This window comes from Streptomyces sp. NPDC001480 (genome assembly GCF_042894725.1).
Lineage (GTDB): Bacteria > Actinomycetota > Actinomycetes > Streptomycetales > Streptomycetaceae > Streptomyces.
The window spans coordinates 22,713-46,851 of the sequence record NZ_JBIAVX010000016.1 but is presented as its reverse complement, the minus strand read 5'-3'; the positions used below and the strand labels follow the sequence as shown (position 1 = coordinate 46,851).

Below are 24,139 nucleotides of genomic sequence, written 5' to 3'. Positions count from 1 at the left end.
GGACGGTCCGGCCGCAACCCGGACCTCAAAGGAGCGAAGTGGCTAAGGTCCGGGTCTACGAACTCGCCAAGGAGTTCGGTGTCGAGAGCAAGGTCGTCATGGCCAAGCTCCAGGAACTCGGTGAATTCGTCCGTTCGGCGTCTTCGACGATCGAAGCGCCCGTAGTACGCAAGCTGACCGACGCCTTCCAGGGCGGTGGCAACGGCAAGTCCGCCGGCAAGCCCGCCCCGCGCAAGGCCGCCCCCAGGCCCGCCGCGCCCTCTCCGGCGCAGGCGGCACGTCCGGCTGCCCCGAAGCCGGGCGCCCCCAAGCCGCCGTCGGCCCCGCAGCCGGCCGCCCCGCAGCCCACGGCCCAGCAGCCGTCGGCTCCGTCGGCGCCCGCGCCTGCCCCCGGCCCGCGTCCGGTTCCGGGTCCCAAGCCCGCGCCGCGTCCGGCGCCGGCCGCCCCGGAGTTCACCGCTCCGCCGGCGCCTCCGGCCCCGCAGACTCCGGCCCCGCAGGCTCCGGCCGCCCAGGGCCCGCGCCCCGGCGCGCGTCCCGGCGCCCCCAAGCCCGGCGCCCGTCCGGGCGGTCCCGGCCAGGGCCAGCGGGGCGAGCGTCCCGCTGCCGCCCAGGGCGGCGGTCGTCCCGGCGGTCAGGGCCCGCGTCCCGGCGGCCGTCCGGCCGGTCCGCGACCGGGTAACAACCCCTTCACCTCCGGTGGCTCCACCGGCATGGCCCGCCCGCAGGCCCCGCGCCCGCAGGGCGGTCCCCGTCCGGGCGGCCCCGGTGCCCCCGGCGGCGGTCCCCGTCCCCAGGCGCCCGGCGCCCAGGGCGGCGGTCCGCGTCCGCAGGCTCCGGGCGGTCCGCGCCCGACCCCGGGCTCGATGCCGCGTCCGCAGGGCGGTCCCCGTCCCGGCGGCGGCCCCGGCGGCCCGCGTCCGAACCCGGGCATGATGCCGCAGCGTCCCGCCGCGGGTCCGCGTCCCGGCGGCGGTGGCCCCGGCGGCCGTGGCCCCGGTGGCGGCGGCGGTCGTCCCGGTGGCGGCGGCGGTCGTCCGGGCGGCGGCGGTTTCGCCGGTCGTCCCGGTGGCGGCGGCGGCTTCGCCGGTCGTCCTGCCGGTCCCGGTGGCGGCGGCGGCGGTTTCGCCGGTCGTCCCGGTGGTCCCGGTGGCGGCGGCGGTGGCCGTCCCGGCTTCGGTGGTCGTCCCGGTGGTCCGGGTGGCCGTGGTGGCACGCAGGGCGCCTTCGGCCGTCCCGGCGGTCCCGCGCGCCGTGGCCGCAAGTCGAAGCGGCAGAGGCGCCAGGAGTACGAGGCCATGCAGGCCCCGTCGGTCGGCGGCGTGATGCTGCCTCGCGGCAACGGCGAAGCCATTCGCCTGTCGCGCGGTGCGTCGCTCACCGACTTCGCCGAGAAGATCAACGCCAACCCGGCGTCGCTCGTCGCGGTGATGATGAACCTGGGCGAGATGGTCACGGCCACGCAGTCCGTCTCCGACGAGACGCTCCAGCTCCTCGCCGACGAGATGAACTACACGGTTCAGATCGTCAGCCCGGAGGAGGAGGACCGCGAGCTGCTCGAGTCCTTCGACATCGAGTTCGGCGAGGACGAGGGGTCCGAGGAGGACCTGGTCGTCCGCCCGCCGGTCGTCACCGTCATGGGTCACGTCGACCACGGTAAGACCCGCCTGCTCGACGCCATCCGCAAGACGAACGTCATCGCGGGCGAGGCCGGCGGCATCACCCAGCACATCGGTGCCTACCAGGTCGCGACCGAGGTCAACGACGAAGAGCGCAAGATCACCTTCATCGACACCCCGGGTCACGAGGCGTTCACCGCCATGCGTGCCCGTGGTGCGAAGTCGACCGACATCGCGATCCTGGTCGTCGCGGCCAACGACGGCGTCATGCCGCAGACGGTCGAGGCGCTGAACCACGCCAAGGCGGCCGACGTGCCGATCGTCGTCGCGGTCAACAAGATCGACGTCGAGGGTGCCGACCCGACCAAGGTGCGCGGTCAGCTGACCGAGTACGGCCTGGTGGCCGAGGAGTACGGCGGCGACACGATGTTCGTCGACATCTCCGCCAAGCAGGGTCTGCACATCGACTCGCTGCTGGAGGCCGTGGTCCTCACGGCCGACGCCTCGCTCGACCTGCGGGCCAACCCGAACCAGGACGCGCAGGGCATCTCGATCGAGTCCCGTCTCGACCGCGGCCGCGGTGCCGTGGCGACGGTCCTCGTCCAGCGAGGCACGCTGCGGGTCGGCGACACGATGGTGGTGGGCGACGCCTACGGCCGAGTCCGCGCCATGCTCGACGACAACGGCAACAACGTCGCCGAGGCCGGCCCGTCGACGCCGGTCCAGGTCCTGGGCCTGACCAACGTCCCGGGTGCGGGCGACAACTTCCTGGTGGTCGACGAGGACCGTACGGCCCGTCAGATCGCCGAGAAGCGCGCCGCCCGTGAGCGCAACGCCGCGTTCGCCAAGCGCACGCGCCGTGTGTCGCTGGAGGACCTGGACAAGGTGCTCAAGGCCGGCGAGGTCCAGCAGCTGAACCTGATCATCAAGGGTGACGCTTCCGGTTCCGTCGAGGCCCTCGAGTCCTCCCTGCTCCAGCTGGACGTCGGCGAAGAGGTCGACATCCGCGTCCTGCACCGCGGCGTCGGTGCGGTCACGGAGTCCGACATCGACCTGGCGATGGGCTCCGACGCCATCGTGATCGGCTTCAACGTCCGCGCGGCCGGCCGCGCGGCGCAGATGGCCGAGCGCGAGGGCGTGGACGTCCGGTACTACTCGGTCATCTACCAGGCGATCGAGGAGATCGAGGCGGCCCTCAAGGGCATGCTCAAGCCGGAGTACGAGGAGGTCGAGCTCGGCACGGCGGAGATCCGCGAGGTCTTCAAGTCGTCCAAGCTGGGCAACATCGCCGGTGTCCTCATCCGCTCCGGCGAGGTGCGCCGCAACACCAAGGCCCGCCTCATCCGCGACGGCAAGGTGGTCGCGGAGAACCTCAACATCGAGGGCCTGCGTCGCTTCAAGGACGACGTCACCGAGATCCGCGAGGGCTTCGAGGGTGGTATCAACCTCGGAAACTTCAACGACATCAAGGTCGACGACGTCATCGCGACGTACGAGATGCGCGAGAAGCCGCGCGCGTAAGCGCTCGGGCTTCCGGGACGGTCCGGTCCGGGGCCGGTCGACGGAGAGTAATTTCCGTCGATCGGCCCCGGCCGTTCGTTGTACGGTTCTGATGTTCCCGCCGATCTGCCGGCGGGCCCGTCAATCCCGTACCGGCGGGTCATCCGGACACACACATGTATGTGGGGACTCTGTCCTTCGACCTCCTGCTCGGCGACGTCCGGTCGCTGAAGGAGAAGCGCTCCGTCGTCCGCCCGATCGTGGCCGAGCTTCAGCGGAAGTACGCGGTGAGCGCGGCGGAGGTGGATCACATGGACCTCCATCGCAGGGCCGTCATCGGCCTGGCGGTGGTCTCCGGCGACGCGGGGCACCTGACCGACGTACTGGACCGGTGCGAGCGGCTGGTCGCCGGGCGCCCCGAGGTGGAGCTGCTGTCAGTGAGACGCCGCTTCCACGGGGACGACGACTGATTTCGAACGTAGAACAGGAAGAACGGGAGACGACCAGTGGCCGACAACGCGCGTGCCAAGAGGCTGGCGGACCTCATCCGAGAGGTGGTGGCCCAGAAGCTGCAGCGCGGGATCAAGGACCCGCGGCTCGGCTCGCACGTCACCATCACGGACACCCGGGTCACCGGGGACCTGCGGGAGGCGACCGTCTTCTACACGGTGTACGGCGACGAGGAGGAGCGGAAGGCCGTAGCGGCGGGCCTGGAGAGCGCCAAGGGCATCCTGCGCTCCGAGGTCGGCCGTGCGGCCGGTGTGAAGTTCACGCCGACCCTCGCCTTCGTCGCGGACGCCCTCCCCGACACCGCCCGGAGCATCGAGGACCTCCTCGACAAGGCGCGCCAGTCCGACGAGAAGGTACGCGAGGCGTCCGCGAGCGCCACGTACGCCGGTGACGCGGACCCGTACCGGAAGCCGGACGCCGAGGACGAGACGGACGACACCGCCGAATGACCCAGAAGCGCACCACGCCCGACGGCCTTGTCATCGTCGACAAGCCGTCGGGCTTCACTTCGCACGACGTGGTCGCCAAGATGCGCGGCATCGCCAGGACCCGCCGCGTCGGCCACGCCGGCACCCTCGACCCCATGGCGACGGGCGTCCTCGTCCTCGGCGTCGAGAAGGCGACGAAGCTCCTCGGGCACCTCGCCCTCACCGAGAAGGAGTACGTCGGCACAATCCGCCTCGGCCAGACCACGGTCACCGACGACGCCGAGGGAGAGATCACCGCCTCGGCCGATGCCTCCAAGGTCACCCGGGAGGCCGTCGACGCCGGCGTCGCCAAGCTGACCGGCGACATCATGCAGGTGCCGTCCAAGGTCAGCGCCATCAAGATCGACGGCGTGCGGTCCTACAAGCGGGCCCGTGAGGGCGAGGACTTCGAGATCCCCGCCCGGCCCGTCACCGTCTCCTCCTTCACCGTGTACGACGTCCGGGACGCGGTCGCCGAGAACGGCACGCCGGTCCTCGACCTGGTGGTGTCGGTGGTCTGCTCCTCCGGCACCTACATCCGCGCCCTCGCCCGCGACCTGGGCGCCGACCTCGGTGTCGGCGGACACCTCACCGCGCTGCGCCGCACGCGCGTCGGGCCGTACAAGCTGGACGCCGCGAAGACGCTGGAACAGCTCCAGGAGGAGCTGACCGTGATGCCGGTCGCCGAGGCGGCCGCGGCCGCGTTCCCACGCTGGGACGTCGACGCCAGGCGCGCCCGGCTGCTCATCAACGGTGTGCGGCTGGAGATGCCGGACGAGTACGCGGGCAGCGGCCCCGTCGCCGTCTTCGACCCCGAGGGACGCTTCCTCGCGCTGGTCGAGGAACAGAAGGGCAAGGCCAAGAGCCTGGCCGTCTTCGGCTGACCCGGACCCGGGGGGCCATGGGCCCTGCCCGTGGAGCGGCGGCCACGGGATGTCGCCGCCGCTCCACGGTCCCCCCTCGGTTCCCCCACCCCTAGGGTGTATCCAGCCGCCCCCGCCTATTCACCCGACCGTGCGGGCGCTCGGAGTGAACGGGGGGAGCGGAAGGGGGCGCTTTCGTCGCACGATCTGTCCCGCTGATCATTCCCGGCCTACCGTCGTGCACAGAGCACGGGTGCACGGTCGGGAGGTTCGATCATGGCGGGACGGGGCCCGCGGACCGGAGGCGGCGCCGGACGGGACCGCGAGGACGCGACCGGCCGGGAGCGGCGGCGGGACACTCCCGGTGAGGACCGGTACCGGGCCCTCGACGCACGTCTGGTCCGGATCCGCGACCTGGCCGGCCGCCCGCGCGGCACCGGCTTCCTCGCCGACCACCACGGCACCCTCGTCACCAGCCACGAGGCCGTCGACGGGCCGGCCCGGCTGGTGCTGTGCACCGCGGACGAGCGGACCTGTGTCGTGACCGCCGACGCCGTCACCCCGCTGCCCGCCCTGGCCCTCGCCCTGGTCCGCACCGAGGGCCTCGGCGTGGAGCCGCTCCCGGTGAGCGCGCGGGATCGGATCACGACCGGCGCGTACGTGCGTATCGCCGCCGGCGGCTGGCGCGAGGCACGGGTACTGGGCGCAGGCCAGGTGACCTACACGGCCACGGACCACCTCCATCTCCTCGACGACGTCCTTGAGTTGGCGATGGGCACGGCGGGCCGGGACGCGCTGCGGCTCGGCGGCGGAGCGGCCGGCGGGCCGGTGCTCGACTGGGAGACCGGTGCCGTGCTCGGCGTCCTCGGCACGGCCCTGCGGTCCGGCGACCGGGAGGCCGGCTTCGCCGTGCCGCTGCGCGCGGCGGCCGACGGCCCGCTCGCCGCACTCCTCGACCGCAACGCCGAGACCGTGCCCGCCTACGGAGCCGACCTCAATCTGGCGGGCGTCCTGGAACTGACCGTCACCTCGGTGGGGCAGGACGGCCCGCCCGGAGCCCTCGCCGGGCGCGTCGGCCGGATCGGCGCCACCGGACCCGGCCCCGTGGAACCCGTCGAACGGACGGAAGTCGTACGTCACTTGACCTCCTTCTCCGAAACCGGCGGCGCCGCCGTCCTCGGCCTCGTCGGCGCCCCGGGCAGCGGCCGTACGACGGAACTCGCGGCCCTCGCCGCCCGCCGCGACCGCGCACCGGAACCGGCGCCCACGCTGTGGCTGCGCGGAGCCGACCTGGAGGACGCCGACGACTCGGTGGCCGACGCGGCGCACCGCGCCCTGGAACGGGCGGCCCGGATCATCGCCGCTTCCCGGACGCCGCTGGCCGGTGACGATGTCCGTGACGCAGGTGACTTCCCTGATGGTGGAGACTTCCGTGGCTGCGGTGGCGTCGGTGACCCGGCCGACGCCGGTGACGCGGTTGGTGCCGGTAACCCTGGTGGCCTGCGCGGTCCGGCCGGCCCGGGGGACGTCACCCCGGAGTGCCTCGCCCGTGTCGCCGGGCGGGCCGGCCGCCCGCTGCTGCTCCTGCTCGACGGCCCCGAGGAGATGCCTCCCGTCCTCGCCCACCGGCTCCCCGAGTGGACCGCGGGAACGGCCAAGTGGCTGCGCGCGACCGGGGCGCGGCTGGTCGTGGCGTGCCGGGAGGAGTACTGGGAGAGCGCCGGGGCCGAGTTCCCGCCGGAGTTGCTGTATCCCCACGCGCCCGCCACCGTTGCCGCCTCCACCCCGGGCCCCACCTCCGCCCCCGCCCCCACCTCCGCCCCTGCCGCCCCGCCCCGTCCGCTCCCGCCCTGCGTGCACCTGACCGACCTCACCCCGGACGAGGCCCGCCGCGCCCGCGCCCGCTACGCCGTCCCCGAGGACGCCCTCACCGACCGCGACGCCCGGCACCCCCTCACCCTCCGCCTGCTCTCCGAGGTCCGCGCCGCCCTGCCGCCGGACACCCCGGCGAGCCCCGCCGACCGGCACGAGGTGTTCTCCGCCTACCTGGACCTGATGTGCCTGCGCGTCGCGGTCCGCCTCGCCGCCGCGAACGGCCTGCGCGGCACCGCCGTACGGCGCCTCGCCGCCCGGGTCTCCCGCCAGGTCCACGAAGCCGCCCGGCGCAGCCTCGGACCCGGGCAGGGCGAGCTGGACCGGGCGACCTTCGAGTCGGTGTTCCCCTGGGGCCCCGCCCCCGCCTGGCTGGGCGGCGGCACCGGCTGGGCGTCCGCCGTCCTCACCGAAGGCCTGCTGGTGCCCGCCGGGAACGGCTACCGCTTCGCCCACGAGGAGCTCGCCGACTGGATCCAGGGCATGCACCTCGACCTGGACGAGGCCCTGCGCGCCCTGGTCCACCGCCGCCGCGCCCCGCGGGACCCGGGGGAGGGCCGGCCCCTGCCCGTCCCGCACCACCGCGTCGGCCCCGTCGTCCAGGCCCTGCTGCTCCTCGCCCGTCAGCACGGCACGGCCGAACTCGCGCGGTACCTGGAGGAGTTGGTCCACGCCCTGGACGCGGACCCCGCCTCGTGGTGGGCCGCGCGCCTGCTCGCCCAGGCGCTGTCGCAGGTCCCCGACGCGACCCCGTACACCGGTGTGCTCCGGCTGCTGGCCGACCGCATCGTCGCCCGGCGGCGCCGGCACCACCCCGTCTCCGCGGACTTCGGCCCCGCCTTCTGGACCGCTCTGCCGATCCCGGACCAGGAGCGCTTCGACCTGCTGCGCCGCCTGGTCCAGGCGGACGAGGCCCCGCAGGAGCCCGCCGGGGTGACGACCCCGCCCGGGCCGCTGTCGTGGCCGGGGTGGCACGACGACGCCTCCGCCCCACCGCCCACCAGCACCCGCTACCTGGACGCCGTGGCCCGGCTGCTCGCCGCCGGCCCCAGCGCCGTACAACCGCACCTGACCCGCTGGTTCGACGACGAACGGCCACTGCCCGCCACCCCGCACGCCACCGTGGCCACGGCCGCGCAGGCGCTGCTGCACACCTACCGGCACGGCGCGCTGGACGACCTCACGGAGGTGCTCGTGGACAGCGCGCACCGGCGCGGCGACGAACTGCTCACGGTGCTCGCCGAGGACGAGGCCTCCGCCGTCTGCCGGGCCGTGGACCGGTGGGCGCACGACGAGCGGCCGGCGCGGCGGGGCGCCGCCATGGCGTACGGACTGCGCGCCGCACCCCACGTACGGACCGAGGCCGACCGCGAGCTGCTGCGTTACGCGGCGCTCGCCCTGCTCGCCCGCCCCGCCGACGCCGGCCTGCACGGCGGCGCCCTCGCCCTTCTCGTCCAGGACCCGCACACCCGCGCCCGCCACCTCCCGCAGGCCCTGCGGCAGTTCGCCACCGGCGACCCGCAGTTCCCGCCGAGCGCCCTCGTCCCCGCCCTCACCACGGACCCCGACCAGGTCCTCGACGCCTTCCGCGCCCGGCTGCGCACCGGGGTGGGACCGGACGCCGCGCTGCGCACCCTCGCCGACGTCACCACACCCCCGCTGGCCGGCCGGGTCGCCGCGCTGGTGCGGGAGGCGGCCCAGCTGCGACCGGAGACCGCCGAGCCCGTGGCGGCGTACGTCGACCGCCGCCTCGACCAGGGCCCGGCCGCCCGCGCCGTGCTGCTGCCCCTGGTCACCGGCCTGCTGGACGGCGGCCCGACGCCCGTCCGGACGGCCCTGGCGGCCGTGCTGGCCGCCCCGGGCACCCCGGCCTCCCGCCCCCTGCGCCGGGAACTGCTGGAATTCCTGCACACCCACGTACCGGCGTGATGACGTGCGCCGGGTCACAGCCCCCATGCCGATGCGGGCCCGGAACCCGCGGCATGGCACCCTTAGACCTGCGTAAGCGGTAAACGGTAGATACGGACACGGGTTCGAGGAGCGGTCACAGTGCAGCGCTGGCGTGGCTTGGAGGACATCCCCCAGGACTGGGGGCGCAGCGTCGTCACCATCGGCTCCTACGACGGGGTGCACCGCGGCCACCAGCTGATCATCAAGCACGCCGTGGACCGGGCCCGCGAGCTGGGCGTCCCCTCCGTCGTCGTCACCTTCGACCCGCACCCCAGCGAGGTCGTCCGCCCCGGCAGCCACCCGCCGCTGCTCGCCCCGCACCACCGGCGCGCCGAGCTGATGGGCGAGCTGGGCGTGGACGCGGTGCTGATCCTTCCCTTCACCACCGAGTTCTCGAAGCTGTCCCCGGCCGACTTCGTCGTCAAGGTCCTGGTGGACAAGCTGCACGCCAAGGCGGTCGTCGAGGGCCCGAACTTCCGTTTCGGCCACAAGGCGGCCGGCAACGTCGAGTTCCTCACCGACCAGGGCGAGATCTACGACTTCGAGGTCGAGGTCGTCGACCTGTACGTGACCGGCGAGGCGGGCGGCGGTGAGCCGTTCTCCTCGACCCTCACCCGGCGCCTGGTCGCCGAGGGCGACGTCGGGGGCGCCCGCGAGATCCTGGGCCGCCCGCACCGGGTGGAGGGCGTGGTCGTCCGCGGCGCCCAGCGCGGTCGAGAGTTGGGCTTCCCCACGGCCAACGTGGAGACGCTCGCGCACACCGCGATCCCGGCCGACGGTGTGTACGCCGGTTATCTGCACGCCCAGGGCGAGGTGATGCCGGCCGCGATCTCCGTCGGCACGAATCCGCAGTTCGACGGCACCGAGCGCACGGTGGAGGCGTACGCCATCGACCGCGTCGGGCTCGACCTGTACGGGCTGCACGTCGCCGTCGACTTCGTGGCGTACGTGCGCGGGCAGGCGAAGTTCGAGTCGCTTCAGGCCCTGCTGGAGCAGATGGCCGAGGACGTGAAGCGCTGCCGGGAGCTGACCGAGGCGGGCCGGTAGACCTGCCGGCGGGACTCCCTGCAGGACCGCGAAGGGCGGCCGGTGCGTTCAACGCACCGGCCGCCCTTCTCCGTGCCGTCCTACTGCTGGGGCGGAGCCTGCGGCGGCTGTGCCTGCGGGGGCTGGCCCTGCGGCGGCTGCGCCTGGGGCTGGCCGGGCTGCGGATAACCGGGCTGCGGCGGGTACGGCTGGCCGGGCTGGCCCTGGGCCGGCGGGTACGGCTGGCCGGGCTGGCCCTGGGCCGGCGGGTAGGGCTGGCCGGGAGCCTGGGGGTACGGCTGACCCGGGGCCGGCGGGTACGGCTGGGCGGGCGGCTGACCCGGCTGGGGGTAGGGCTGACCCGGGGCGTACGGCTGCTGCCCGGGCGCCGGGTACTGCTGGCCGGGCATGGGCTGTCCGGGCATGGGCCGGCCCGGCATGGGCGGGGCGGCCACCGGCGGAGGGTTGCCGTCGTTCGTCCACAGCCCGTGCGACTGCTGGTGCCGTACGAAGTCCTCGGCGACCATGGCCGCGAGGTTGAAGTACGCCTCCCGCACCTTCGGCCGCATCATGTCGAGGTCGACTTCGGCACCGGCGGCGAGATGCTCGTCGAACGGCACGACCACGACGCCCCGGCACCGCGTCTCGAAGTGGCTGACGATGTCCTCCACCTTGATCATCTTGCCGGTCTCGCGCACGCCCGAGATGACGGTGATGGAGCGTGAGACGAGGTCGGCGTACCCGTGCGCGGACAGCCAGTCCAGCGTCGTACTGGCGCTGCTCGCACCGTCCACCGACGGCGTGGAGATGATGATGAGCTGGTCGGCGAGGTCGAGCACACCGCGCATCGCGCTGTACAGCAGACCCGTGCCCGAGTCGGTGAGGATGACCGGGTACTGCCTGCCCAGCACGTCGATCGCGCGCCGGTAGTCCTCGTCGTTGAACGTCGTGGACACGGCCGGGTCGACGTCGTTGGCGATGATCTCCAGGCCGGACGGAGCCTGGGACGTGAACCGCCGGATGTCCATGTACGAGTTGAGGTACGGGATCGCCTGGACGAGGTCACGGATGGTCGCCCCCGTCTCGCGGCGCACACGGCGGCCGAGCGTACCGGCGTCCGGGTTCGCGTCGATGGCGAGGATCTTGTCCTGCCGCTCGGAGGCCAGGGTGGAGCCCAGCGCGGTCGTCGTGGTCGTCTTGCCCACGCCGCCCTTGAGGCTGATGACGGCGATCCGGTAGCAGGACAGCACCGGCGTCCGGATCAGCTCCAGCTTCCGCTGCCGCTCCGCCTCCTCCTTCTTGCCGCCCAGCTTGAACCGCGACGAGGCCGCCGCGGGCCGCCCGCTCTTCGCCTTCTGCTTCTTGTTGTTGAGCAGCCGGTCCGACGACAGCTCCACGGCCGCCGTGTAACCCAGCGGCGCCGCGCCGGGGTTGGTCATCTGCCGCTGGTCGTGCTGTATGGGCTGCGGCCAGGCGGCACCGGCACGCGGGTCCACGGGGGCCTGCGGAGGCAGAGCCGCCTGAGGAGACTGCGGCGGTTGCTCCTGACCCTGCTGGTCGGGGGGCTGCGGGAAGCCGTAGCCGCCCTGGTCGGCGGGGGAGTTGGGGGCGCCCGCGGGGTGGGGGAAGCCATAGCCGGGGGCGGGGGGCTGCACGTCCGGCGCGGGGGCCGGCGCGGGTGCCTGAGGCTGCGGGGCTTGGGGTGCCTGCGGGGGCTGCGGCTGGTTCTGCGCCTGCCGGCCGGGGTCGGGGGGCGGGGGGAAGCCGTAGCCGGCCGGCTGCTGAGGGGCCGGAGGCACGGGCGCACCACCCGGCTGCTGCACCGGAGAGGCGGGGGCCGCCGCGCCGGGCTGCGGGAAGCCGTATCCCGCCTGTGGGTTGGGCGCAGGGGCAGCGGTGTGGGGCGGCTGTGGTGGTGTGGGGGCCGGGGCGTCGGGCTGGGGGAAGCCGTAGCCCTGGCCGGGGTGGGCGGGGGGTGCGGGGGGTGCGCCGGCGGGTCCGGTGGGCTGGGGGAAGCCGTATCCGGCCTGTGGGTTGGGTGCGGGTGCGGGGGCGTACGGCTGGCCCGGCTGGGGGGCGGCCGTCGGCGCCGGGGGCTGGTTCCAGGCGGCGGGCGCGGGCTGGGGCGCCTGCGGCTGGAACGGGGGCTGCTGCTGCGGCACGGGGTCGGGCTGCGGCTGCGGCTGGGCAGGCCACTGGGCCGCCGGGGCGGGGGCGGCGGGCTGGTACGACGGCGGCAGCGGCGGCACCCCGGCCTGCGGCGCCGGCGGGGGAGCCCAGGCCGGCGGGGCGTCCTGCGGCGCGGGCGGGGGTGGGGTGGTGTCCTGGGGCGCGTCGGCCTGCGGAACGGGGTCAGCGGCAGCGATCTCCGCGTCGGAGGCGTCATCCTGAGCCGGCGAAGCCTCGGCGGGAACGGCGTCGGTGGGCTCGGGGTCGGTGGGCTCGGGGGTGGCGGGAGCGGCGTCCTGGACCTCGGCCTCCGCTTCCACCGCGTCCTCGTCCTCGGCCTCGGCCGCCGCGTCGACCTGGGCGTCCGTGTCCGCCGCCTCGGTGTTTTCGGCGGGCGTGTCCTCGGGCGAGGCGTCCGCGGACTCCTCCTCCAGCGGAACGGCGGCCTGCGGCGCGGCCTCCTCGGCGGGCGCGGCCTCTTCGGCGGGGGCATCCGCCGCCACCGGCCCGGCGTCCTCGCCCGAGTCGGCGACAGCTTCGTCGGCATCCTCGGACGCCTCGGCGGCGCCCCCGGACACGCTCCGAAGCTCGATCACGTCGGCTCCCTCGGCCTCGTCCGTGTCTTGTGCCTCCACCTCGGCCACGTCCTTGGACGCGTCAGGCTCAACCGGCTCAACCGGATCAACCGGCTGAGCCGGCCCGCCCGGCCCGCCCGGCCCACCCGGCTCGCCCGAGCCGTCGTCGTTCGACACGTCGGCGCGCTCCGCGATCGCCGCCATCTCGCGCTTCAGCGCGACGGCCGAGAAGCGCATGGTGGCGCCGCTCTCCAGATCACCGTTATCAGCCTCGGGCGGCGCGGTCGGCGCGGGCGGTGCAGGGGGCGCAGGCGGCGCCCACGACTGAGCCTGCCCCTCCGGCTGCGAAGGTTGCTGCGGCGGCTGCGGCTGCTGCGAGGCCTGCGGCTCGAACCCGCTCCCCATCGGCAGCCTCGGCACCGCACCGGGCCCCCCGGTCGGCGGCGCGGGCGGCGTGAAGGGCGCCCCCGGCGCGGGCGCGGGCGGCGTGAAAGGCGCCCCCGGCGCGGGAGCCGGGGGAGGCGGAGTGAAGGGCGCACCCGGAGTCACGGCACCGGGTGCCCGAGTCGCGTGCGGCGGAGGGGCCAGCCCCGGAATCGGAGCGCCCCCGGCATCCGCGTACGGCGATGCGGGCGGCCCCCCGGCCGTACCGGGCGCCCCCGATGCGGGACCGGAGGCCCCACCGGCCCCCGAGCCCTGTCCGGAACCCTCCGCCGCCCCACCCGCCTGCGACGCGTTCTGCGTGTACCAGGCAGGCGGCGCGTAGTCGATGGTGAACTCACCCGTCGTCTCGACGGCGGACTCCGCGTCGGGCTGGTCATCGCCGGGTGTGGCCCAGCCCCCGCGGATCCCGTCCCGATCGCTGCTCACAGTTCCTCCTGGTGTGGTCGAGCACCCTCATGCCGTGCCGGGGCGACCATGTCGTGTCGTTCTCAGTCGTCCGTAGTCGTTCGAGGTAGTCCGATCCACCGGCTCTCCCCCTGGGCCGTCGATGCCCGGTCCACGGGTTCTGGCATCGCACCCGGTACCAGCCTAATCACCACGAGCCGCACCCGGGCAGGCCCGTCCGCCCCTCAGCACAGACCCACCAGGTCACACCCCGCCCCGAAGTGCCCCACCGCGCTGCCGTATTGGCGCACCATCAACGAACAAAACAGACAAGAGCCGTCAAGTCGGGTCAGCAAGCATCTCGTTGCTCAGTCCATCCGCCGTGGCGTACCCAACAATCCGATCTCGGCATCGGTGGGCTGCGTCATCACATACTGCCGATCACGGTCGGCACACCAGAGGGTGACACCGTCGGCGAGCGTGGGCAGGGCCTCCACCTCGACCCGGTTCAGCCCCATGGCGCGGCCCAGTTCCCCGGCCTCGTCCGGCGAGACCCGCTGGATGCCCGCCAGCCGTGCCTGCCGCAGCAGCCGGGGCGCGACCGGGCTGAGGTACGGCAGCAGCGTCAGCACCGACTGCCAGGGACCGGAAGTCACCCGCCCGCGAGGCGGCCGCATGCCGCAGTCCCGCACCACCAGGACCGGCGTGCCGGCCGAGGCGCCCTGCGGTGGCACGCGACCCACGTCGTACACCGCGAGGCCGTTCTGGCCACCGCCCATGGCGTGCACCATCTGTGTCCAGGCCTGCGGACGACCGGTCTCGACGGCGACCCGCGCGCCCGTCGCCGCGGCCCGCAGTGCGAGGACCTGCGCGGTCCACAGCCCGCCGATCAGCACGACGTCGTACGCCGTGGGCCGGTTGAGCCCCAGCACGGCAGGCTGTCCCTCGGAGTCCACACCGGCAACGACCCCGTCGTCACCGATCGGCAGGGCGAGCGAGTCCAGCAGTTGCGCGGGCAGCGCGTGCCGCCCGTGCCGGGGGCCGAGCAGCCCGAAGCCGTTGCGCACCCGGGCGGTCACCCGCTGGGCGGCGGAGGGAGCGGCGGCCTCCGGTGCGGCCACCCGACCGGTGGTCCGCTGTGTCGTCGGGGTCGTCAACGCACACCTCCGAGGGGCAATGTGGCGAGCATGCCGGGCAGTTGCTCCCGGTCGAGCCTGGCGAGGCCCGCGCCGGCCTGCCGGGCGGCGCCCTCCGCGGCACGCCGGGCGGCGACCAGTTCGTCGTCGCTGCGGCCGGTAACCCGCAGATGCCCGCACAATGACACCTCCTGCCGCTCCCCGCGCGCGAGGGTGAGGCTGAAGGTGGTGGCCAGCGCGGGTACGGCCGTGAGCCCGGCGACCAGCTGCGGCAGTGACGCCCCTCGGTCGCCACCCAGTTGGGGCCATCGGCGGATCCAGTACGTGGTGTGCCGACGGTTGTCGCAGCGCCAGCTCCGGCCGGACTCCTGGGTCCGCCGCTCCCGCACCTCGGTCCGCCCGGCGTCGGCCGTCACCAGGGGGTTGGCGCAGGCCGAGGTGGCGAGGGCGGCGATGAGCTCCTCCTCGTCGAGCACGGTCGCGCGGAACCCGGCTCCGGTCAGTCGGCTGGCGAGGTGGTCCGCCGTACGGACCACGCACTTCTGCGCGCCGAAGAGACCGCCCCCGCGCGCGGCCACGGCCTCCGCGCACAGCTCGGGATCCAGCTTCAGCGCGATCCAGGTGATGCGGACCGCCGGAGCGCCGGTCTGTTCCTGAAGGGGCAGGTAGTTGGCGACGGCCACGGACTGCTGGGGCAGGTGCAGCGCGGGCGCCGGCTGCGTGTGCAGCACGACCTGCGCCGACTCCAGCCGTATGCCGTCCACCTCGAGGGCGTCCCGCACCAGCCCGAGCGGCAGCGGCTGACGGCTCCGCTCGGCCCGCAGCGCGGTCGCGTCGGCCTCCACCTGGAGGACGGCGGTGACGAAGGTGCCGTCGCCGACGATTCCGACGGGACGCCGGTCGCGGGCACCGTAGGAGTAGGTGCGCAGGGCGGGCTCGCACTCCACCGCGGGCACCAGCGCGGGTTCGGTGCCCGGCGGTACCGGAGTGTTCGCCGCCCGGCGCTGCCGGGCCCGCAACGCCCTTGCCGTCATCAGCCATTCGGGGAGTGAACGGCCCCGGCGGCTGACCACCGCGAGCAGTACGAGCGCGACGGCCACCAGAGCCGCAGGCACGAGCGCCGCGGGGCCCGTCGCCCAGCCGGTGACCAGCACGGCCGCCGCGAGCTCCAGCAGCACGAGCCGTTGCAGCCGGAACGAACCGCCCTGTCCCGCACGGGCCTTGAGATGCAGCGCGCCCGATGCCTGCTGCCGCGGCCGGGCGGCCGACGGCCGAGGAGCGGTCTCGGGCCCGGGCGCCGCGGCACCCTGGGCCCGCGACCGCCCGCGCGACCGCGTCCGAGTACCGGAAGCCATCACTCCATCCCCCCGTTTTTCTCACAACTCGCTGGTGCCGGCACCACACTTGGGCGCCGGAAGGCCCAGGTACCCTACCCGCCCCTCCCGCCACTGCCGACACCAGGCATAGTAGGGGGCCGGTCTGACATCGGAGGGCGGCCAGGCACGCCTCCGGATGTGACAACGGGGAGAACAGTCACTCATGGCATCACGGCGGGACGAACTCAACGCCTACACGTTCGCGAAGAGGCGCACCCTCGCGGCCTTCCTCCAGCCGTCACCGTCCGGATCGGAGGAAGGCGCGCCCAAGCCGCTGCGCGCGGTCGTGCCCAGCCTCGTCGCGGGCGCGCTGACGCTGGCGGTCTTCGGCGCCTGGGGGATGTTCCAGCCCACCGCGCCCGCCGGCTGGGACAAGCCCGGCACCCGGGTCATCGTGGGCAAGCAGTCCACCACCCGCTACGTCGTCCTCAAGACCGGCAAGGTCACCCGCTTGCACCCGGTGCTCAACCTCTCCTCCGCGCGCCTGCTGATGAACGACGCCGACTACCAGGTCATCCAGGTCAGCGACGACATCCTCGATTCGGGCAAGCTGCCGCGCGGTCCGATCCTGGGCATCCCCTACGCGCCCGACCGCCTCCCGTCCGCCGACGAGGCCGGGAAGGCCAAGCGCTGGGCCGTCTGCGAGCAGCCCGGCGGCAAGGGCGAGACCGTCCAGGAGGCGACCTTCGTCCTCGCCCAGCGGGACGCGGCGAAGACCGACGGTTCGCGCCGCCTCGCCGGCGGTGACGTGCTGTACGTGAAGACCCGCGCCGGCCGGCGTTATCTGGTCGACCCGCGCGGCACGTCGTACGCCGTCACCGGTGCCGAGTCCGACGCGCTGACCACCGCGCTCGTCGGCTCCCGTAAGCCGCAGCTCGTCACCAAGGAGTGGCTCGGCACCCTGCACCAGGGCGCGCCCATACGCTTCCCCCAACTGCCGTCCGGCGTCGGCTCGCCCGCGAACGTCCCGGGCCAGCTCTCCGCGGAGGAGAACAAGGTCGGCATGGTCCTGCGCACCGAGACCGGGGAGGGAACCAAGTACTACGTCGTCCTGCCCGGCAAGGTGCAGCCGATCAGCGACTTCACCGCCTGGCTGCTGATCTCCTCGCCCCAGACGGCACGGCTGAACATGAACGGAAAGGCCCGCACCGTGGGCCTCCAGGACTTCACCGCCGACACCGAGCCCTTCGCCGGACAACCCGCCGACTGGCCCCGCGAGCGGGCCCGCCAGGTCAACTCCGCCTCGTCCGCAGCGGGCCGCGACACCGTGTGCAGCGTGCTGCGCGACGTGGACGACGACAACTCGACGACCCTGAGCACCTGGGCGGGCACCGACTACCCGGCCGCGATCACCGCGGACGGCACCAGCACCTACGTCACCCCCGGCACGGGCCTGCTCTACACCCAGTTCCAGGGCACCGAGACGGGCGCCGGCGCGCTCTTCCTCGTCACCGACACCGGACTGCGGTACGCCGTCCAGGCCAACGGCGACAGCGACAGCCAGAAGTCGGCCATCGGCGCCGACGGCAAGAAGACCTCGGACGGCACCCCCGAGCCCAGCGAGGCCCAGGTCAAGCTCGGTTACGAGAACGTCAGGCCCGCCAAGGTGCCCACGGTCTGGTCGGAGTTCCTGGCGAAGGGCCCGCGCCTGGACACCAACGGCGCCCGTCAGCCGCAGGGTTCGTAGCCCGCCTCTGTTCTACGGACATGATCAATAGGAGCGCCGTACGAGTGCTGCCGACGAAGGCAACCCTGCTGACCGCCGCCGTACTGCTGACCACCCTGGGCGCGGCCCCGCCCGCACCCTCCCTCCGTCTGGACGGCAGCGGAGAGTGCACGTTCCCGGCCAAGCCGATCAAGGGGACCCCCTGGTCCTTGCAGCGCGTCCTGCTCGACGAACTCTGGCAGGGCACGAACAGGGGCAAAGGCGTGCGCGTGGCCGTCATCGACACCGGCGTCGACGACAAGAACCCACAGCTCAGCGCGGTGGTGGACAAAGCGGCCGGCCGTGACTTCCTCGCCAAGGGCAAGGGCGGCGACCCGACCGACGACCAGGTCGGGCACGGCACCAAGGTCGCGGGCATCATCGCCGCCCGTCCCCGCTCGGGCACGGGCTTCGTCGGCCTCGCCCCGAACGCCACCATCATCCCCATCCGCCAGAACGACGCCGACAAGAGCGGTGACTCGGACACGATGGCCGCTGCCATCAACTACGCCGTGACGCAAGGCGCCGACGTCATCAACATCTCCCAGGACACGACGAAGCCCCTGTCGGCCACCTCCACCCTGGCGCAGGCGGTCCGCAAGGCCATCGGCGCGGGGGTCGTCGTGGTCGCCTCCGCGGGCAACGACGGCCTGGACGGCAAGGTCAAGAACACCTACCCGGCCGCCTTCGACGGAGTACTGGCCGTGGCCTCCTCCGACCGCAACAACGAACGCGCCACCTTCTCCCAGGCGGGCACCTTCGTGGGCGTGGCGGCCCCCGGCGTGGACATCGTCTCCACCGTTCCCGGCGGAGGCCAGTGCACCGACAACGGCACCAGCTTCTCGGCCCCCTTCGTCGCGGCCGTGGCGGCCCTGCTCAAGGAGAAGTACCCGCACTGGACCTCCGCCCAGATCATCACCCGGATCGAGCAGACGGCCGAGCGCTCCGTCAACGGCCACGACAACTACGTCGGCTGGGGCGTCGTCGACCCGGTCCGGGCCGTCCAGGAATCCGGCACCGACGACCCGCCGTCCTCGCCCACCCCGGACCCCGGCCTCAGCAAGGCCCCGGCCCCCCAAGTGGCACCGTTCTCCCTCGCGGAGACCCCCGAGGAACGCGACCAGCGGTACGCCACCTACGCCCTCGGCATCACCGTCGTGCTGGTGGCGGTCATCGCAGGCGGGGCCGTCGTAACGCGCGACCTGCGCCGCCGTCACCGAAAGGAACCCTCAGCGTGAGCTTCGGCCCACCTCCGTCGATGTACACCGAGTCCGCACTGGCGGCGGACAAGACACGCCAGAAGCGCCGCAGACGGGTCCTCAGGACGGCCGCGGCGTCGGCGGCCGCCGCCCTCTGCGTAGGCGCGGGCCTGCTGTGGTACCAGGCCGGTGACAAGGGGACCGGCGGTGCGACACCGGTCGCCGCACACCAGGCGCTCGACGAGGTCCGCGAGACCGTCGAGAAGGCCCCCGTCTCGCCCGAGGGCCAGATCGTGACCCAGCACAACGAGGAGAAACTCTCCAAGAACACCGAGACCAACCCGCGCTACGCCCCCGGCGCCTGGGCCACGAGGAAGATCATCGCGAGGGGTGTGGCCAACCGGATCGAGGGCTACAAGATCGAGCCCACGTACGACGAGAAGGCCTGGACCCTCAAGCTGGCCGGCCACATATGCGCCACCAGCAGGGACGTCACCGCCGACGGCCGTACCGCGGTCGTCATCCAGCCGCCCAAGGCCAAGGGCGCCAAGACCGAGGGCGTCTGCGACCAGGTGGTCTTCCTCGACCTCGACACGGGCAGGAAGCTCTGGCAGGAGAAGATGCCCTCGGCCGACTTCGCCTACGTCACCAACACCAACCTCACCCTCACGAAGGGCGTCGTCGCCGTGGCCTGGGGCCATGGCTCGGTGGCGTACGACATGAAGACGGGCAAGCGGCTCTGGAACACCACCACGGTGTCCCAGTGCCACGACAAGGGCTTCGCCGGCGGCCGCGCGCTCCTGGCGCTGGTCGCCTGCGGTGAGGAGTCCGACGCCGCCTACCGTGTGGAGAAACTGGACCCGCGCACCGGCAAGACCCGGTGGACGTACAAGCTCGCCGACGGCGTCCAGGACGTCCACCTGCCCTCCTCCGACCCGCCCGTCCTGGCCGTGTCGGCGGGCGACTCCGAGACCACCGACCTGATCACACTCGACGCCGACCACGGCAAACGCCTGGCCACCATCTCGATGGGCGGCTACGAGCCCAAGTGCGGCAAGCGGTACTCCTTCGCCGGGTACTTCGGCACGGTGGAAGACTGCGACGGTCTGGTCGTGGGCCGCGACCGGCTCTACGTCATGAGCAAGGAGCAGACCGACATCAAGCAGCCCTCCGACTGGATCGTGGCCTTCGACGTCGACAAGGGCACCTCCGTCGGCAAGTTCGAGGGCCGTCCCTTCCAGATGGTCGTCCCCCTCCGCACGAGCGGCGACGACCTGCTCGTCTACCGCAGCAGCATCGACACCGTGCAGCCCGCGGCCGTGGTCAGCTGGAACCCCCGCACCGACAAGGAGACGCCGTACCTCCTTTTCAAGCTCCCGGAGGACGACGAGTACGACCTCAGCGACCCGGAGAAGACGGAGATCACCTACGAGCAGGGCAACGTCTTCTTCTCACCGCGCGAACTGGCCCGGGACGACGACCACCCGACGTATCCGGTGCTGTCGGTCCTCGGGGTCGGCACGGCGGGCCTCAAGCACTGAGGTGAAACGGGCCGGCAGAGGCGGGGGGGGGGGGGGGGCCCCCCCCGGGGGCCCCCCCCCCCCCCCCCCCCCGGGGGGGGCGGGCGGGGGGGCCCCGGGGGGGGGGGGGGCGGGCGGGGGGGGGGGGGCCCGGGGGGCGCCCCCCCCCGCGGGGGGGGGGGGGGGGGGGGGGGGGGGGGGGGCGGGGGGGCCCCCCCGCGGGGGGGGGCGGGGGGGGGGGGGGGGGGGGGGGGGGGGGGCCCCCGGGGGGCCCCCCCCCCCCCCCCGCCTCTGCCGGTGTTCCGCTCTCTTGGCTACTCGGTCGGCAGGCTGCCGTTGTGCGGCGCGGGCTCCAGGTCGAACTCCCCGTCGCGCGCACCGAGTACGAAGGCCCGCCACTCCGCCTCCGTGTACCGCAGCACGGTGTTCGGGTCGAGCGAGGACCGCATGGCGACGGCCCCGCCGGGGAGGTTGGCGATCTCGACCCGCTCCTCGTGCTCCTCCGTACCGGGCGCGCACTGCCACTCGACGCCCGAGATGTCGAGGGCGTACAACTCGTCCCGCTCGCGCTCCTTGCGCGCCTTGATCTCCTCAGCCGTCTCGGTCATCCCGCAGCGACCCCTCTTCCCGACGTACGAACGCTGTGCCGGTCACAGTACTGGCCCCCAGAACTTCCCTGTGTCGCCTTTGCAGTTGGAAGCGCCACGTCAAGTGACTAGAGTGGCTCCGGGTGCCACGCATGTGGTACCGCACGGGGGCGGTGCGACGCTGCGGCCGCGCGTCGCGCGAGAGCGCAGCAGGTCTTGCCCGCCAGGAGGGCCCGGACAGCCGTCCGGGTGAACCCGTCGCGGTGGTGAAGGTCACCGCCGCTTCAACAGGAGGGCAAGAACGTATGGCTTCGGGCGTTGACCTCAGCGCACACGCGCTCACAGGTCTGGCGAACGACATCCGCGACTTCCACCACCAGGTGAGCGAGCGGGTCACCTCGCTCAACCGCGTCGTGGACATGATCCAGGCCGGCTGGAAGGGCGCGGCGGGCAAGGAGTTCGACACCGTTCAGCAGGGTGTGAACAAGAACCTCAAGAAGCTCCAGGACGATCTCGTCGACCTCGAAGAGGCGATGAGGGCGAGCATCGGCGGCTTCACCGACCAGGAGCAGGAGCGCATCTCCGACATCCGGAAGGTGGACAACTCCTACGAGGTCACGAGCCGCATCACCGACCTCGCCTGAGCCCGACGCCACACCCACCAGGGAGACACGTTTCATGAGCTTCGAAGCCGACCGTACCGCCGTAAACTACGACACCGTCACGCAGGCCGCCAGCGACGTCCGCAACACCGCCAAGAACCTCGCGGAGCAGCTCGAGACCCTCATGCGCAGGGTCAAGGCCGTGGCCGAGACCTGGGAGGGTGAGGCGAAGACGGCCTACACCGAGATCCAGCGGGACAGCAGCGACCAGATGGACCAGATGGCCCAGAAGCTGGGCCGCATCGCCCAGCTCCTGGACGACTCGGTCATCGGCTACCAGGACACGGACAAGGGCAACGCGGCGCGCTTCCGCATGCTGATGGGCTGACCCGGCCCGACCGAGAGGGGAGGCGGCACCAAGCTGCCTCCCCTTGCCGTTTCCCACCGCACGCTCAGCTACCATGACGATTCGGACCAATTGGATGTCTCCGACACCGCTCACGACAACCGCAGGCCGGTACCACCACCACTACGGCACCCATTCGGGCGCGGGCGGTCCCATGGCGTGGTGGGAGTGGCTCATCCTGATCGCCGCCGTGATCCTGCTGATCTGGCTGCTGGTCAAGTACCGGACGCGGGAGTAGCGGCAGCGGAGGGCAGGGCGGGCGGCGAGCAGTGGTGGACGCGCGGCGGAACGCTCGGCGAACTGCCGCAGGTCCTGCCACTCCCGCGGCGTGAGCGGCTGGGAGTCGAAGCGGCGTTCGGAGCCCTCCGGCGGAGACACCGTGTAGAGCCCCATGCCCTGCGCTCCCGTGCACGTCGCCGTCCCCCATGCCGTGCCGCCCCGGAGCCCCGAGCGCTTGTCGAAGCCGCCGTAGGCGCCGTCGTGACGGGTCTCGGCGGTGTTGGCGAACGGGCCGTACGAAGCCATCAGCCGCAGTTCGTCTCCCAGCACGCAGAACTCGACCGGGGCCGTCCGTGCCGCTGTTTCCCGTACCCGCGATCGCGAGCGGGTGCCCGCGCACGTGCCTTCGGCCCGGTCGGCGCTCTTGCGGGCGGTCGTCGACCGGGAATCGACCGTGGAGATCGTGCTCCCCGGCTCGGCCGTACAGCCGAACTTCCCGGCTGCCTTCCGTGCCGTCTCCGTGGCGATACGAGCAAGCCGGGCCGAGGCCGAAGGACCGGCGCCGTCGGTGTCGGTGTCGGTGTCGGTGTCGGCATCAGCGGTGACCAGGATTCCGCTGCCCCGGCTGGGCTTCCAGTTCGCACAGTCCAACACAACCGACACACCGACGCCGCCCTCCGGCTCGGCGACGAGAAACCCCGACCAGCCGTTGCCGAGCGGTATCGGCAGCACATCGTCGCCTTGTTGGAACGTGTAGACGCCGAACGGACTGATACTGCCGGCGGACGGCTCGATGTGCACCTCGACGCCATTGACCTGGCAGGCCACCGATAGGCCTGCCGGCGCGCTCACGTCGGACGAGGGGCGCTAGTGCCAGCTGGACAGTTTCAGACCAGCCTGCCCACCCAGGCGCGCGTGCTTCCCGCTCATCGCCAGCGTGTCGTCGACCGGCAGCATGCCGCCACACGCCCTGCCGACCCGTGCGGACGGAGCGAAGTTCCAGTACCAGGCGTAGCCGCCGGCCAGGAGGGCCAGCATGCTCACTATCGCGACGACGTAGGTGCGTCGTATTTTCGTTACGGACATGGAAGGTGTCAGCTCTCGTCAAGAGGCAGAGGTATCATCATTTCCGGCGAGGGGAACCTGCTTGTCTAACTGCCACGGAGAGATCCAGGTCCTTGTCGAGGCTGCCCGATCCCGGGGTGAATTTGATCCGCAGGGCATCATGAAGAGGCCCATCTTCTCCGCATCCAGCGCACGAAAGCACAATAGGGGCTGCGCCCAGAGTGGTAGCTCGATAACGGATCACCGGCGGCCTCCGGTAGCTGCTTCCATTATGCCTTGGGTGGCATGATGAACTTTCCTGGAAGGTCCGAGTCGTCCTTGCAGTCCAAGGCCTTGGCCAATGCAATACTGCCGGAGTGCATGACGATGAGGTTGTTCTTTCGTTGTTCTGTCGGTGAGCCATCCGGCTCATAGCGATTGTTCGTCTCGCCTCGAATCGTGAAAGTCTGCCGACTTCCATCAGACTCGAATTTTGTGCTGGAGCAAGCCATGTAGATCACGGCTCTCTGGCTGCTGGTCAGCGCTAGAGCGCCCATTTTGTAGGCGGCGAAGGAGGAGGCCACTTTGTTACTCTGCGGGACTTCGGTGGCGAATGAGAAGGAGATGGTCAAATCACTCAGGTCTTTCTTCGACCGGTAGATCCAGCAGAGTCCGACCTTCCCACCACCGGTGACTCCCTTGCTGCGGTATTCGGAAACGAGGTCCTGTGCCGTTCCGGAGGCGCCCTCATGCGCGGACGAGGTGGTGTACGAGTCGGATCCCAGCAGGTCAGTCACGGCACTGGCTGCGGGACCGGTCAAGGATCCGCTGCAGTCCTTATCGGCAGTCTTGGCAGGATCGGCTGCACCGTCGTTGCCGTCGGACTGGCACGCGACGGCCCCGGAAAGGGCAAGCAGAGCGAGCGCCAGGGGCCTGGCGAGAGTGCGGGCGAGCTTCACGGTGTCC

General features: G+C 72.7%; 18 protein-coding genes. 11 read left to right on the top strand and 7 right to left on the bottom strand.

Going from position 1 to position 24,139, the window contains the following annotated elements; all coding sequences use genetic code 11:
• Window positions 1-38: 38 nt before the first annotated feature.
• From infB to ACFY01_RS33870, 6 genes are all read left to right on the top strand, one after another.
• Entirely contained in the window at window positions 39-3,140 is a 3,102-nt protein-coding gene (gene infB, locus ACFY01_RS33895) for a translation initiation factor IF-2 (protein ID WP_390739596.1), read from the top strand.
• Window positions 3,141-3,295: 155 nt separating this feature from the next.
• On the top strand, window positions 3,296-3,589 hold the full coding sequence (locus tag ACFY01_RS33890; RefSeq protein WP_086173326.1) for a DUF503 domain-containing protein: 294 nt from the start codon (window positions 3,296-3,298) through the stop codon (window positions 3,587-3,589).
• Window positions 3,590-3,625: 36 nt separating this feature from the next.
• Entirely contained in the window at window positions 3,626-4,078 is a 453-nt protein-coding gene (gene rbfA / locus ACFY01_RS33885; RefSeq protein ID WP_361447034.1) for a 30S ribosome-binding factor RbfA, read from the top strand.
• Window positions 4,075-4,980 (top strand): tRNA pseudouridine(55) synthase TruB, encoded by a 906-nt coding sequence (truB, locus tag ACFY01_RS33880; protein WP_390739595.1) that lies wholly within the window; start codon window positions 4,075-4,077, stop codon window positions 4,978-4,980. The genes rbfA and truB overlap by 4 nt, the downstream gene beginning before the upstream one ends.
• Window positions 4,981-5,235: 255 nt before the next feature.
• On the top strand, window positions 5,236-8,760 hold the full coding sequence (locus tag ACFY01_RS33875; RefSeq protein WP_390739594.1) for a trypsin-like peptidase domain-containing protein: 3,525 nt from the start codon (window positions 5,236-5,238) through the stop codon (window positions 8,758-8,760).
• Between the two features lie 120 nt (window positions 8,761-8,880).
• Window positions 8,881-9,828 (top strand): bifunctional riboflavin kinase/FAD synthetase, encoded by a 948-nt coding sequence (locus ACFY01_RS33870; RefSeq protein WP_390739593.1) that lies wholly within the window; start codon window positions 8,881-8,883, stop codon window positions 9,826-9,828.
• An 80-nt stretch (window positions 9,829-9,908) separates the two neighbouring features.
• Here ACFY01_RS33870 and ACFY01_RS33865 read toward each other — a convergent pair whose 3' ends face one another.
• The 3 genes from ACFY01_RS33865 to eccE all read right to left on the bottom strand — a co-directional run bounded on the left by ACFY01_RS33865 (window position 9,909) and on the right by eccE (window position 15,870).
• A complete protein-coding gene (locus ACFY01_RS33865; protein WP_390739592.1) occupies window positions 9,909-13,421 on the bottom strand; it encodes an SCO5717 family growth-regulating ATPase in 3,513 nt (1,170 codons plus the stop codon).
• Between the two features lie 326 nt (window positions 13,422-13,747).
• Window positions 13,748-14,500, bottom strand: a complete 753-nt coding sequence (locus tag ACFY01_RS33860; RefSeq protein WP_390739747.1) for a hypothetical protein — start codon at window positions 14,498-14,500, stop codon at window positions 13,748-13,750.
• A 32-nt stretch (window positions 14,501-14,532) separates the two neighbouring features.
• Window positions 14,533-15,870, bottom strand: coding sequence for a type VII secretion protein EccE (gene eccE / locus ACFY01_RS33855; protein ID WP_390739591.1), 1,338 nt, complete (start codon window positions 15,868-15,870; stop codon window positions 14,533-14,535).
• A 184-nt stretch (window positions 15,871-16,054) separates the two neighbouring features.
• Between eccE and eccB the strand changes: the two genes are divergently transcribed.
• The 3 genes from eccB to ACFY01_RS33840 are packed head-to-tail and all read left to right on the top strand — an operon-like array spanning window position 16,055 to window position 20,336.
• Window positions 16,055-17,578, top strand: coding sequence for a type VII secretion protein EccB (gene eccB / locus ACFY01_RS33850; RefSeq protein WP_390739590.1), 1,524 nt, complete (start codon window positions 16,055-16,057; stop codon window positions 17,576-17,578).
• A gap of 20 nt (window positions 17,579-17,598) precedes the next feature.
• Window positions 17,599-18,834, top strand: coding sequence for a type VII secretion-associated serine protease mycosin (mycP, locus tag ACFY01_RS33845; protein WP_390739589.1), 1,236 nt, complete (start codon window positions 17,599-17,601; stop codon window positions 18,832-18,834).
• On the top strand, window positions 18,831-20,336 hold the full coding sequence (locus ACFY01_RS33840; protein ID WP_390739588.1) for a PQQ-binding-like beta-propeller repeat protein: 1,506 nt from the start codon (window positions 18,831-18,833) through the stop codon (window positions 20,334-20,336). Before mycP ends, ACFY01_RS33840 begins: the two co-directional genes overlap by 4 nt.
• A gap of 293 nt (window positions 20,337-20,629) precedes the next feature.
• Here ACFY01_RS33840 and ACFY01_RS33835 read toward each other — a convergent pair whose 3' ends face one another.
• Complete coding sequence (locus tag ACFY01_RS33835) at window positions 20,630-20,923, bottom strand: DUF397 domain-containing protein (protein ID WP_390739587.1); 294 nt, start codon at window positions 20,921-20,923, stop codon at window positions 20,630-20,632.
• A 284-nt stretch (window positions 20,924-21,207) separates the two neighbouring features.
• Here ACFY01_RS33835 and ACFY01_RS33830 point away from each other — a divergent pair, with 284 nt between their 5' ends.
• Together ACFY01_RS33830 and ACFY01_RS33825 are read left to right on the top strand one after the other, a co-directional pair.
• Window positions 21,208-21,546, top strand: a complete 339-nt coding sequence (locus tag ACFY01_RS33830; protein WP_390739586.1) for a WXG100 family type VII secretion target — start codon at window positions 21,208-21,210, stop codon at window positions 21,544-21,546.
• A gap of 34 nt (window positions 21,547-21,580) precedes the next feature.
• Complete coding sequence (locus ACFY01_RS33825) at window positions 21,581-21,892, top strand: WXG100 family type VII secretion target (protein ID WP_390739585.1); 312 nt, start codon at window positions 21,581-21,583, stop codon at window positions 21,890-21,892.
• A gap of 141 nt (window positions 21,893-22,033) precedes the next feature.
• Here the strand turns inward: ACFY01_RS33825 and ACFY01_RS33820 are convergent, their stop codons facing one another.
• The 3 genes from ACFY01_RS33820 to ACFY01_RS33810 form a co-directional block, all read right to left on the bottom strand.
• On the bottom strand, window positions 22,034-22,981 hold the full coding sequence (locus ACFY01_RS33820; protein WP_390739584.1) for a hypothetical protein: 948 nt from the start codon (window positions 22,979-22,981) through the stop codon (window positions 22,034-22,036).
• A 15-nt stretch (window positions 22,982-22,996) separates the two neighbouring features.
• The gene (locus ACFY01_RS33815) at window positions 22,997-23,215 is read right to left on the bottom strand and encodes a hypothetical protein (protein WP_390739583.1); all 219 of its coding nucleotides are present in this window, start codon (window positions 23,213-23,215) and stop codon (window positions 22,997-22,999) included.
• A gap of 248 nt (window positions 23,216-23,463) precedes the next feature.
• Window positions 23,464-24,132: a hypothetical protein gene (locus ACFY01_RS33810; protein WP_390739582.1), complete on the bottom strand. Its 669-nt coding sequence runs from the start codon at window positions 24,130-24,132 to the stop codon at window positions 23,464-23,466.
• Window positions 24,133-24,139 lie beyond the last annotated feature (7 nt).